Genomic DNA, 619 nt, shown 5'->3' with positions numbered 1-619 from the left:
CTGCACGTAGTGCACAACGGCGTCTCTTTGGATGACTCTGAAGCGCCTATCGACATCAAAGCGCGCTTGGGTATTCCTGCTAATGCATTCACCTTCCTTTCGGTTGGTTCGCTGATCAAACGCAAAGGGTTTGACCGCCTCATTCATGCTATGCGAATGCACAACTACCATCAAACCAATCCACATCTCGTGATTGTCGGCGACGGTGAAGAGCGCGAAAACTTGAAGCAATTAGTTACCGTTCTTGGTATGCAAGACCGCGTGCACTTCGTCGGAGAACAGACCAATGCAGGCGCTTGGATGTCGGGCAATGCTGACGCTTTCATTAGCGGCGCATACGAAGAGGCTTTTGGTCTAGTCGTAGGAGAAGCGGCATTAGCAAAACTGCCAATCGTAGCACCTAAAACTGGCGGTATTCCCGAATTGTTCGAGCACAACCATAGCGCCCTTCTTTATCCAACCCATGGCATGGCTGGACTGCTGAATGCGATTCAATTGGTCATGCAAGATGCCGACTTGCGAGAAAAACTGGCTGAAAATGCCTACCTACATGCTAGCCAAAACTTGACCACGACCGCTTCCGTCAAAGCGATTGAAGCAATTTATGAAACCGAGCTGG

1 protein-coding gene is annotated in these 619 nt (G+C 50.1%); it reads left to right on the top strand.

Features of this window, described 5'->3' with window-relative positions; genetic code table 11:
* Positions 1 to 619, top strand: a 619-nt coding sequence (locus tag R7Z50_RS28720; protein WP_318149911.1) for a glycosyltransferase, incomplete at both ends; no start/stop codon positions are given.

The sequence above is a fragment of the Vibrio sp. 1249-1 genome (assembly GCF_033340495.1).
The sequence above is the reverse complement of the archived record's forward strand: the minus strand, read 5'-3'. Positions and strand labels throughout refer to the sequence as shown.